This window comes from Ectothiorhodospira magna (genome assembly GCF_900110965.1).
Classification (GTDB): domain Bacteria; phylum Pseudomonadota; class Gammaproteobacteria; order Ectothiorhodospirales; family Ectothiorhodospiraceae; genus Ectothiorhodospira; species Ectothiorhodospira magna.
The window spans coordinates 1-11,686 of record NZ_FOFO01000038.1 but is presented as its reverse complement, the minus strand read 5'-3'; the positions used below and the strand labels follow the sequence as shown (position 1 = coordinate 11,686).

At 61.1% G+C, this 11,686-nt stretch carries 7 protein-coding genes; 2 read left to right on the top strand and 5 right to left on the bottom strand.

Features of this window, described 5'->3' with window-relative positions:
• Positions 1-122 precede the first annotated feature (122 nt).
• Complete coding sequence (locus BMX62_RS12105) at positions 123-2,840, top strand: cation-transporting P-type ATPase (protein ID WP_090209476.1); 2,718 nt, start codon at positions 123-125, stop codon at positions 2,838-2,840.
• 25 nt (positions 2,841-2,865) lie between these two features.
• On the opposite strand, the gene BMX62_RS12100 is transcribed toward BMX62_RS12105, so the two are convergent.
• From BMX62_RS12100 to BMX62_RS12090, 4 genes are read right to left on the bottom strand one after another with little or no spacing between them, the layout of a single operon-like run.
• Positions 2,866-4,221 carry a YihY/virulence factor BrkB family protein gene (locus tag BMX62_RS12100; protein WP_420795833.1) on the bottom strand — a complete coding sequence of 452 codons (1,356 nt, stop codon included), beginning with the start codon at positions 4,219-4,221 and terminating at the stop codon, positions 2,866-2,868.
• Positions 4,222-4,270: 49 nt separating this feature from the next.
• On the bottom strand, positions 4,271-5,473 hold the full coding sequence (locus BMX62_RS12985; RefSeq protein ID WP_202906273.1) for a methyl-accepting chemotaxis protein: 1,203 nt from the start codon (positions 5,471-5,473) through the stop codon (positions 4,271-4,273).
• Positions 5,436-6,377 (bottom strand): hypothetical protein, encoded by a 942-nt coding sequence (locus BMX62_RS12980; RefSeq protein ID WP_202906272.1) that lies wholly within the window; start codon positions 6,375-6,377, stop codon positions 5,436-5,438. The genes BMX62_RS12985 and BMX62_RS12980 overlap by 38 nt, the downstream gene beginning before the upstream one ends.
• 58 nt (positions 6,378-6,435) lie before the next feature.
• Positions 6,436-8,760, bottom strand: a complete 2,325-nt coding sequence (locus BMX62_RS12090; RefSeq protein WP_090209469.1) for a putative bifunctional diguanylate cyclase/phosphodiesterase — start codon at positions 8,758-8,760, stop codon at positions 6,436-6,438.
• Positions 8,761-8,970: 210 nt separating this feature from the next.
• Here BMX62_RS12090 and BMX62_RS12085 point away from each other — a divergent pair, with 210 nt between their 5' ends.
• Positions 8,971-9,462 (top strand): peroxiredoxin, encoded by a 492-nt coding sequence (locus tag BMX62_RS12085; protein WP_090209467.1) that lies wholly within the window; start codon positions 8,971-8,973, stop codon positions 9,460-9,462.
• Here BMX62_RS12085 and BMX62_RS12080 read toward each other — a convergent pair.
• Positions 9,408-11,612 carry a methyl-accepting chemotaxis protein gene (locus BMX62_RS12080; RefSeq protein WP_143339786.1) on the bottom strand — a complete coding sequence of 735 codons (2,205 nt, stop codon included), beginning with the start codon at positions 11,610-11,612 and terminating at the stop codon, positions 9,408-9,410. The genes BMX62_RS12085 and BMX62_RS12080 overlap by 55 nt on opposite strands.
• Positions 11,613-11,686: the final 74 nt, after the last annotated feature.

Here is an 11,686-nt window from a genome sequence, read left to right as displayed (position 1 = left end):
GCTCAGGGGCAGAAGACACCAGAATAGGGCCGCTTGCGCGGCCCCCGCTGACCTCCCCGCCCGAGTGGGCGAGGGTTCACGCGGGTTTTTGCTGAATCCCAACAGGCCCACAGGAGTTTACGATGGCGACATCGTTCAAGGATCTCTGGCATCACCTGCACCATGACGAAGTGCTCGAAACCCTGGATACTCACGAGCAACAGGGGCTTACGGAACAGCAGGCCCGTGAACGGCTGGCCACCCATGGTCCCAATACCCTGACGGCAGCCCGACAGACTTCCTGGTTCAAACGCCTGCTGCTGCAGTTTCATAATCCCCTGATCTATATCCTGCTCATCGCCTCTGCCGTCACCCTGGCCCTGGGGGAGTACATTGATTCTGCCGTGATCTTCGGCGTTGTTTTAATCAACGCCATCATCGGTTTCGTTCAGGAATCCAAGGCCGAGGATGCCATCAATGGCCTCAAGGATATGCTTTCCTCATCCGCCGCCGTGATCCGGGATGGCAACCGGACCACCATTCCCGCCGCCGATCTGGTGCCCGGCGATATTGTCCTGCTGGCTTCCGGCGATAAGGTGCCGGCTGATCTGCGTCTGTTGTCCTGCCGGGATCTGCAGATCGACGAATCCGCCCTGACCGGAGAGTCCGTACCCACAGAAAAGCAGTCCGGCCAGATGGCCCGGGATACGGTGCTGGCGGACCGGAGTAATATGGGATTTGCCGGCACCCTGGTGACCTATGGCACTGGTCGGGGCGTGGTCATCGGCACCGGCGACCATACCGAGACCGGCAAAATCGCCGGCATGATCAATGATGCCGTGACCCTGGAAACCCCACTGACCCGCAAAATCAATGCCTTTAGCCAGATTCTGCTGTGGGTGATCCTGGCAATGGCAGGGGTCACCTTTGGTGTGGGCCTGTTCTACGGTCAACACTGGGTGGATACCTTCATCGCCGCTGTGGCCCTGGCGGTGGCCGCCATCCCGGAAGGGCTGCCGGCGGTGGTCACCATCACCCTGGCCATCGGGGTTCGCCGCATGGCCCTGCGCAACGCCATCATCCGTAAATTACCGGCAGTGGAGACTTTGGGGTCTACCACGGTGATCTGTTCCGACAAGACCGGCACTTTGACCGAGAACCAGATGACGGTGCAGCGCATCATCGCCGGGGGTACAGGGTTTGAACTCACCGGAGGTGGTTATGATCCGGTGGGCGAGCTTCTGCAGGATGGTGTAGCCATGACCAGCGGCATCACTGAGCATCAGGCCCTGCATCACTGTCTGCTGGCAGGACTGCTATGCAACGACAGCGAACTGGTGGAAAAGGATGGGCGCTGGACCGTCCACGGTGACCCCACCGAAGGGGCACTGATCACCAGTGCCCTCAAGGCCGGTTTTGATCGTCACGAGATGCATGGCCGGCTGCAGCGGGTGGATGTGATCCCCTTTGAGTCGGATCGACAATACATGGCCACGCTTCACCACCATGACAAAGGCCACCGGATTTACATGAAGGGGGCGGCGGAGCAGGTGATTGCCCATTGCGGCCAGGCCATGAATGCCGAGGGTGATCTGGTGCCCATCGACCCGGAACACCTGCAGACACACGTAGACACCCTGGCGGCCCAGGGGCTGCGGGTGCTGGCCTTTGCCATGGGTGAAACCGATACCACCCAACTGAATATTGCCGACCCGGACCAGGATGGGAAACGGCTGATCTTTCTGGGCCTGCAGGCCATGATTGATCCCCCCAGGGAGGAGGTGATCCATTCTGTCACCCAATGTGGCAAGGCCGGCATCCGGGTAAAGATGATTACCGGAGACCATGCCCTCACCGCCCGTGCCATTGCCGAGCGCATTGGCATCATCCAGGGTCGGGACAAAGATCAGCAACGGACCCTGACCGGGCAACAGTTGGCCCAACTTTCGCCGGATGAATTGAGCAAGGCCGCCGATCAGGTCTCGGTTTTTGCCCGGGTGGCGCCGGAGCAGAAGCTGCGGCTGGTAGAGGCCCTGCAGACCCGGGGCCATGTGGTGGCCATGACCGGTGACGGGGTCAACGATGCCCCCGCCCTCAAGCGGGCCAACATTGGCATTGCCATGGGAATCAACGGCACGGAAGTGTCCCGGGATGCCTCGGACATGGTGCTGGCGGACGACAATTTCAGCTCCATCGAGGCGGCGGTGGAGGAGGGGCGCAATGTCTTTGACAACCTGGTGAAGTTCATCACCTGGATCCTGCCCACCAATCTGGGTCAGGGACTGGTGATCATGGTGGCCATCCTGCTGGGACTGACCCTGCCGGTGCTGCCGGTACAGGCCCTGTGGCTGAACATGACCACCGCAGTATTTTTGGGTTTGATGCTGGCTTTTGAGCCTCGGGAACCGGGGATCATGAGCCGGGCACCCCGGCTGCCCGATGTGCCGCTGCTCAATGGAGAGATCATCAGTCGCATCTTTTCGGTCAGTGCCCTGCTGTTGCTGGGGGCCTTTGGTCTGTTCCAGTGGTCACTGGCCCAGGGGGCGAGTCTGGAGGAAGCCCGGACCCTGGCGGTGAGCCTGTTCGTGGTGGTGCAGAGCTTCTTCCTGCTCAACTGCCGTTCCCTCACCCGCAGCGTGTTCCGCACCCATCCGTTCTCCAATCCCTGGATCTGGTGGGGCATCGGAGCCATGTGGCTGGCCCAGCTTCTGTTTGTCTACACGCCGGTGATGAACCTGCTGTTCCAGAGCGCGCCGCTGTCACTGCAACACTGGGGTCTGATTCTGGGCTACGGGGTATTCGTGCTGGTGCTGGTGGAACTGGAAAAGGGGCTCTGGCGACGTTGGAAAGAACGGCATTAACCGGACAGCAGGGGCGGTGAGGATATTAATCCTGCTTATCGAGCACCAAGGCCTTCAGGGTCATGGTGCCCAGACGCGCCTGCAGCATCTCGTCCCGCGCTTTCAATACCCGGTCCACCCGCTGATCCTCGCCGGGCAACCCATCATCCAGCAATGAACCGCCATGGCCACGCACCGAATCCAGGATCTCTTTGAGGCTGATCTGCTCCAGATCCCGCCCCGGCACGTAGGCGGCAACCTCATGGCTGGCCGCCACCAGCAGACCGGACTGCTTGAGCGCCTCCAGCACCGGCACCAGGGCCTCTTCAGGCAGATTGAAGTCCCGGGCCATCCGCATCCTGGACGTTGGCCCCTCGCCCCGATAGAACCGCTCCGCGGTGAGCCGCATCACCCTCAGGGCCAGACGCTCCTGCAGATCCCCCGAGAGTCTCACCGGTACCCCCTGGGCCACCTGCAGATAGCTGGGGTTCTGCACATAGAAGGCCACATGGGAACCGGTCAACAGGATCAGCCAGTTCAGGTACAGCCACAACAGCGCCATGATGACGATGGCAAACCCGGAATAGATGGCATCGTACTGGGTGGAGCCGGCCATCATGGCGGCAAAGGCCCAACCGGTGCTCTGCCAAAGCAGGGCGGCCACCAGCGCCCCCACCAACGCGGGCAGCGGCTTCACGCGGGTATTGGGCACGAAGACATAAATGAAGGCAAAAGCCATCATCACCAGCAGATAGGGCACCAGGCGGCTCAACAATGCCACCGACTCCCCCACCAGGCCATAGTCCATGGCCCTTTGTACGATATCCGTGGCCATCACCGAAGCCGTGATGCCCAGGGCAGAGAAGATCAGTACCGGCCCCACTAGAACCACGCTGAGATAATTGGCAAACCGCTGGGCAAAGCCCCGTGGACAGGTCACATGCCAGATGTAGTTGAAGGCTGCCTCCACCTTCTGAATCAGGCCGACCACGGTGAAAAAGAGAAAGATCAGGCCGATGAAACCCAGTACCCCGACCCGCATGTTATCCACGAAGCTCACCACGTTGGCGGCGATCTCCTCGCCCTGCTCGCCCAAGGGCTCCAGCACCGTCATCAGGAATGGCTCTACCGCATTGTGGGCACCAAACCCCTTGAGCACGGAAAAGGACAGGGCCAGTAGCGGCACCACCGACAGCAGGCTGGTATAGACCAGGCTCATGGCATGCAGGTTGAGCTGACCGGCGGAGACCTCTTTGCCGATGCTCATGGCAGCCCGGGCCATGCCCACCGCCCAGGCCTGGGATCGAGGCATGCGTCGCAGGTCACCCTGCTCCACCAGTTTTCTCAGGTGCCCGGGATAGTCCGAGATCTTCACCGATCGGCTCCTTTGCAGAATACGCATGGCCCCATAATAGGCTGCGCGGGAGCCGGCTGTCACATGTGTGCAGCCTCTATGAAACCTTGAACTGCTTCACAAGACGCTGTTGCTCTTCCGCCTCCCGGGCCAGTTGCTCACTTCCGGTCCGGGTCTGCTCGGCCCCTTCGGCAACCCGCCGGGCCATGTCGCCGATGTTGACCACGTTGCGGTTGATTTCTTCCGCCACGGCACTTTGCTCCTCTGCTGCACTGGCAATCTGGGCATTGAGATCATTGATGGCGATGATGGCCTGATCGATACGCTCCAGCGCCTCGGCGGCCTCGGCGGCCTGGCGAACCGTACCTTCCACCCGTTCGCGGCTGTCCGCCATGACCGCAACCGCATTGCGGCTCCCTTGCTGCAGCAGTTCGATCATGGTCTGTATCTCGCCAGTGGATTGCTGGGTCTTTTGCGCCAGGTTACGCACCTCATCGGCCACCACCGCAAACCCTCGGCCCTGCTCGCCGGCGCGGGCGGCCTCGATAGCGGCATTCAGGGCCAGCAGGTTCGTTTGCTCGGCAATCCCACGGATTGCTACCAGAATGGCAGTGATATTTTCACTGTCCCGGGAAAGACTCTCGATCACCTCGACCGCCCCGGACATTTCAGTGGACAGTTTGCCCACCGCACCGACAGTATCCTTGACCAGGGCGCGACCCAACCCGGCTGTCTGCCTGGCATTCCGCGCAGCCTCGGCGGCATGGGCCGCGTTGCCTGCCACATCATGGGCCGTGGCGGTCATCTCGTTCATTGCCGTGGCCACCTGATCGATTTCCGATTGCTGTCGCTGTACCGCCTCGTCGGTTTCCACGGCAATACGGGCATTATCGCCCGCGGCATCCCCGACATGACGCACTGAAACAACAACGGCCTGAATCATGGTCTGGAGTTTTTCCAGGAAGGCGTTGAATCCAGCAGCCATGGCCCCCAGTTCATCGCGACGCTCCACCTGCAGGCGCCGGGTCAGATCGCCCTCGCCACGCGCGATATCATCCAGCATGCTCACCATTTCCCTTAATGGCTCGGCAATGCGGCGACCCAGTAGCCAGGCGGCCAGCAATCCCAGACCGGCCATGAAACAGCCCATCAAGACCATGCCCAGGGTATCGGCATGCCGCTGCTCTTGCAGATCCCTGTGCAATGTACGCAGATCCGCCATGACCGTCTCCATGGGCAGGGAGAGCACATAAGTCCAGACGCTATCCGCTGCTTCGTCCAATTTGAAATTCAGGAACAATTCGATCCTTGCAGGTGATGCCCCCCCCTTCCTGGACTGTATAAAGGACTTCATCCAGCGGACGCTGCTGAATATCCTTGAGATCATCCCGGCGCAGCCAGCGACCGGCTTCCTCACCCAGCCCCTCGGGCGCAACCGTGGAAGCCACCAGATGGCCGTTGCCCGAGATCAGCGCCATTTCACCCGCACCGCCATATAGCCCCTCGTTGGTGGCCGTAAGCAGAGATTGAATAAAATCCAGAGAGATGTCGGTGCCCACAATACCCAGGAAGCGCCCATCCAGAATGAGCGGCACGTTGAACGAGGTCATGAGCATCGTCCGACCGCTGATTTCATAGGGAGCGGGGTCGATAATACACAGCCTGCCCGTTTCCTTGGGGCATAGATAGTACTCACCTTCCCGCACCCCGGTGGGCAGCAAGGAGGTGCTTTCCATGACAGTGGCCACCAAGGGTTCCAGCACATATGTACCCTGGGCATCTCGGTACCACCAGGGCATGAAACGACCGGTACCGTCATAACCTTCAGAAGTGATCCCGGCATAGAGGGCATCACTACCATCAAAGGCATCGGGTTCCCAGCCAATGAAGACGCTCAAAAGACCTGGATTCGCAACCAGGATTGATCGTGCCAAAGACGTCAGTTCCTCCCGCCCCATGGCTGACTGGTGCTGCCCCCCGGGATAGGTACGCCCCATTTGCAGGTTGACCTCGGCCAAGGTGCGCACCATGGCAACGGGGCGCTGCAACACCCGTTGCAACTCCAGAGTCTGCGTCTGCACCAGGGCCAGCAGGTGGGATTGAATCAAAGCCTCCCATTCTTCCGCGGTCCGCTCCTCCAGCAAGGACTGGGTACGGGCGCCGGAGTGGAGTGAATAGAACAGGTAGCCGGAAACCAATACCAAAACGCAGACCGCTACCAATGTCGCAATAAAGGACTGGATTGATCTTGTTTTCATCATTTCAAGCATGCCCCCTGGAAAACATAGCCATCAGATCGGGCATTGCCATCACCAGCTCATCGGCCTCCACCGCAGGCGAAAACAACCATCCCTGAAAACGATGACAGCCCATGTCACGGAGCAGGCGAAACTGCTCCGGTGTTTCCACCCCTTCCGCCACCACTGTCAGCCCCAGCGCGTGGGACAGGGCCAGAATCATGGCGCAGATCTGACGATCGCCTTCGTCATGGGCAATGTCACGCACGAAAGCCTTGTCGATCTTCAATTCGCTCACCGGCAGTTTCTTGAGCTTGACCAGGGACGACTGCCCGGTGCCGAAATCATCGATGGACAGGCCAAAGCCGACTTCGCGCAAGGCCATGACGGTGGCAACAATATCGTCATCCAGCATCTCTGATTCGGTCACTTCCAGCATGATTGCCTCCGGTGGCACACCTTCCTCCCGGGCGATGCCCACCAGTTTCCGGGCAAAATCCTGTCCTCGCAGCTGTATTGCCGAAATGTTGATGGACACGGTATTGACTGCCACGCCGTCCCGCCGCCAACACCCCAGTTGACGGCAAACGGAGCGGAACACCCATTCCCCGATGGGCACGATCAGCCCATTAGCTTCCGCCAGGGGAATGAAATCCTCGGGAGAAACCGGCTGACCATCCACGCTCCAGCGCAACAGGGCTTCTGCCCCCACGGGTTGCCCGATAGCATCCAACTGGGGTTGATACATCACCTGCATTTGCCCTTCTGGCAGGGCGCGATGCAGCAGGGAACTCAGCTCCAGTCGCTTGCGGGCAATGTGCGTGTACTCTTCCAGATAGAAGCAATAACCGTTGCGACCACTGGATTTCACCTGATTCAGCGCCAGATCCGCGTTACGAATCAGCTCCACCACCGTGGTCGCGTCGTCAGGGTACAGACTGATGCCGATACTTGCAGTGGCAAAATGCGGATCGATCCCGCTTCCCAGCCAGGGAAGGGAAAAGGATTGCAGGATGCCCTCGGCCAGCCGCGCGACCTCCGTCCTGGAGCGACACTGTTCCACCAGCACCATGAACTCGTCTCCCCCCATGCGCGCCAGAGTGCACCGACCATCCAGGGATCGTTCGATCCTGGCGGATACTTCGCACAACAACCTATCCCCGGTATGGTGGCCATAGATGTCGTTGATCTGATTGAAATGATCCAGATCCACCAGCATGAAGGCCACCCGGTCGCGACGTCGGGCAGCTATCTGCAGGGCGTGCTCCATCTGGTTTTCGAAGAACAGTCGATTGGGCAGATGCGTCAAGGCATCAAAATGGGCCAGCCGGAACATCTGTTCCTGGTTCTGCAAAATGGCCGTTTCTGCCTGGCGCAGACGCTCAAGCACCTCCAGCATGTGGGTCTGGCGTACACCAACCAACAGCAGTGCAAATAGACAGCAGGCAAAGATGATGCCCCGCTCCAACCCACCCTCTTCCAGGGCATGGAAAAAATGGAACAGCAGCGCCAGAGCCAGCAACATGGCAAGCAGGGGGACATGGTTCATGACCCTTTCACAGGCATTGAGGTACCCCGGCTCGTGACGAACCTCGATTCGCCAGCAGCGGGCACCCAGACCCAGCAACAGGGCACCCAGACCAAAGGCCATATTGAAAGCCATGCCCGCCTGCAGTTCGCCATTGAGTAACATCAGGTTCCACTGCATCCAGGTCAGTCCGTGGACGATGATGCCGGCGACCAGCAGCAGATGGGCTGGTGTCGGACGCAGGGCCATGGCGGGAATCATCAGCAAGGCGAAAAAAGCGGCACTGAAAAAACCCACCGGGTAAAAAACCAGCACCAGGAGGGCCGTCAGGGAGAATTGCTCCCCATGGGGCATGTAAAGGATAAGTACCAACGCCAACAGGGCAAAGACCATGCCGCAGATGTCCAACATCGCCGAGTGGAAACGATCCACCGGCAGATGCAGCTTCAATGCGCGCATCAGTCCGATCATCCAGAGGGGGCCCACCGCCAGGAACAGGACATCGGCTGGGGAGGGAAAAGGATTCCAGCCGGCAAGGACCTGCAGATTCCAGACCAATTGCCCAACCAGCATCAGCCCCGCCCCCAGAACGAGCCAGAACAGCACATCCGCATCGTGCGTGGCCGCCAGGCGCATGCCCCGCCATGCCAGGGCCAGAGACAGGGCAAAGGCGGAAGTCCAATGGAGCATGTCCAGAATCACTACCCAGGCGCCACCTTCAAGCAACCATGCTGCCAGGCCGAACAGAAAGGTGATCAGCCCCCAGCCCCCGAACAGGATCAGTTCCGATGGGTTGAACGCCTTCTTCCGCGTTACCAACATGAACCACCTCATCTGTGCACCGTCACGGCATTTCCCCCCGATGGACGCGGGAAGTTGCTGACCAGATTTCCCGTGCGAGGGAAGACGCCATCCAGAACAACTTTCGTGAGGTCAGCATGATCAAGCCATAGCACAATCTCGTTAATACTTATCTATTGCTCAACGAGCGGCTACACTGCTCCACCCGGATTGATTCAAGGAGCGCCCGTCATGCCCATCCAGGTCGGCGATCAGATCCCCGAGGTCACCCTGCGCGTGATGACACCGGCGGGAGACCACCCCATCACCACCACGGAACTCTTCACCGGCTACCGCAGCGCCCTGTTCGCCGTCCCCGGTGCCTTCACGCCCGCCTGCTCCGGCGTCCATCTGCCCGGCTTCATCCACAGGGCGGAGTCACTGCGGGCCGCCGGCATCGAGCGGCTCCTGTGCCTGGCGGTAAACGATATCTTCGTCCTTGATGCCTGGGCCGACATCCACGCCGTGGGCGACCGCATCATGATGGTGTCCGACGGCAACGGGGATTTCACCCGGGCCGTGGGACTGGAAACCGACGACACCGACAGCCAGATGGGTATCCGCTCCCGACGCTATGCCATGATCATCGACAACGGCCGGGTGGAGTGGATCGGCGTGGACAAACCTCGTCAGGTGGTGGAAAGCGCCGCCGATGCCGTTCTCAAGGCCCTCGGGCGGGGCTGATGGGTTGGTGCCGCCAGCGGCGGGAGGGGCGATGCCTGGGACGATGCCCCGTGGGGTGATGAAATCCTGAAACACCCCGCCGCCTGATCCAGCGCCGCCGCCACCTGTTTCTGCTCCTGGGCCGCCTCGGCCTGCGCCGCCATGGCCGTTTCGGTCTGGTTCGCCTCCCTCAGCAGGGCCTCCAGACGCTGACGCATGATCAGGGTCTTGCCCCGCTGCACATCGGTATCCCCGGACACCTGATCCGTGATCCGATGAATGGCCCGCACCGCCTGCCCAATGGACACCAGTGCCGTCACCGCCTCGCCGGTCTCGGTCACACAACGCTCGGCGGTCTGCCGCTCGTTATCCATGGCCTCCACCACTTCCCGCATATTGCCGTGCAAACGCTCTACCATGCCCTGGATGCGCCCCGTGGCCTCGCGGGTATTGGCGGCCAGACCGCGCACCTGTTCCGCCACCACGGCGAAGCCACGCCCCTGTTCGCCCGCCCGGGCCGCCTCGATGGCCGCGTTCAGGGCCAGCAGATTGGTCTGTTCGGCAATCTTGCGAATGGTGGTGAGTACGGAATCGATATCCCCGGCGGCGATCTCCAGCGACTGCAGATGCTCACTGGATTGAGTCACCTGCCGGGCCAGTTCATCCATCAGCCCGGCCACATCCCGCACCTGGGCCTGACCACCCTCCGCCAGCCGGGTGGCCGACGAGGCGGATTCGGCAACCTGTTGCATCTGTTCCACAATGCGATCCGTGGCGGAAGCCATGGCGGTGGCTTCCGCGTCCAGTTCATCCAGGGCGGCCCGCTGATCATGCACCGAGGACAGGCACTGTGCGCTGACGGCGGCATTGCCGTCCGCCAGTACCGCCGTGCGCCCGGAACGGTCGACTATGCCGCCGATGAACGATTCCAGTTCCCGAAACAGACCATCCAGGGCGGTGGCAATCATGCCAATCTCGTCCCGGCGACCATTGGAAAAATGACGGGTCAGATCCCGATGAGCGGCGGCTTCGCCGATGTTGCGGGCCAGATCCCTCAGCGGGCGGCTGATGAGACGGGCGAACCACCAGGAGGCCAGGGCCGCCAGCAATGAAAGCAGGATCACGCCGGTGACCGCGCCGACAGTCAGATTCCGCCGCATCTGCGTCAATGGCGCCATGATCTCCAGAGGATCCTGCTGGGTCACCAGAGCAAAACGATGGCCCGCGATCTCCAGGGGAGTCCAGGCCATGAACATGGTCCGTCCCAGATAATCCTCCTCAAGGCCCATGCCCCCATGACCCGCCAGCGCGGCGCGAACCGCACCGGTATCCAGGGTCAGATGCCCGGCAATCCGGCCCTGATCGGCGGCACGGTGAAAATCCGGGGACAGGGCGGCGGGACGAGCCACCTGCAACCGGCTCAGGAATGCCGTGCGATCCTCCAGCATGGGCCGCAATTCGGTCACCAGACGATGGCGGTCATCCACCAAATAGGACTCTCCCGTGGCCCCCAGCCCCGCCTGCACCCAACCACCGGCATTGGTCATGATCTGGGTGAAACGGGCCGCGGGGATCTCGGCCACCAGCATGCCCAGGGGGCGCTCGGGACTGTGGATGGCATGAAAGACCGGCACGCCGATGAAGACCACCGGCTCATTGAAGCGTCCCGCAAAGTCTTCGAAGGCACTCATGCGAAAACCGTCCGCGCCCCGGTTTTCCATCATGCCCCGGGCCAACGCCCCCAGGGCACTGTCGGAAAATGGCCCCTGACGCAGAGAGGTGCCAAAGACAGGTCCCTTGGTCACCGAGTAGATCACCGCCAGGGACTGGGCATCGATGAGCATGAGGTCATTGAACCCCAGGCGTTCGAGGGTATCCCGCAAACTCTGGTGATAACGCAGATGCTGCTGCCCGTAGATGCTGCCGTCACGGCGGTCCACCAGGGCCTTCAGGTCTTCCGGATCATGGGGATTGTCGACCACATAATAGCGCTGGATCAGCAGGGCCTCGTGGGACATGGCCTCCAGCCAATTTCCCAGCGGTGCGGTCAGCCCTCCGCTACGGGCCGCATACAAAGGTGCATAGTGGTCTTCGTACCACTGTCCCACCTGCTGCCGCAGCTGTTCCGTGGACCCGTTCTCCACCTCATAGCGATGAACTACTCCCGCCAAGCCTTTCAGGCTATGGCGTGAGTTTCGCGCTTCACGGGGCGTGCCGGATCATCCGGGGATGATTCGGTCTTACC

What these genes read in the sequence shown, in the direction of transcription:
- BMX62_RS12105 (WP_090209476.1), top strand. Translation starts at nt 123, where the DNA reads ATGGCGACATCGTTCAAGGATCTCTGGCATCACCTGCACCATGACGAA.
- BMX62_RS12100 (WP_420795833.1), bottom strand. Translation starts at nt 4,221, where the DNA reads ATGCGTATTCTGCAAAGGAGCCGATCGGTGAAGATCTCGGACTATCCC.
- BMX62_RS12090 (WP_090209469.1), bottom strand. Translation starts at nt 8,760, where the DNA reads ATGTTGGTAACGCGGAAGAAGGCGTTCAACCCATCGGAACTGATCCTG.
- BMX62_RS12085 (WP_090209467.1), top strand. Translation starts at nt 8,971, where the DNA reads ATGCCCATCCAGGTCGGCGATCAGATCCCCGAGGTCACCCTGCGCGTG.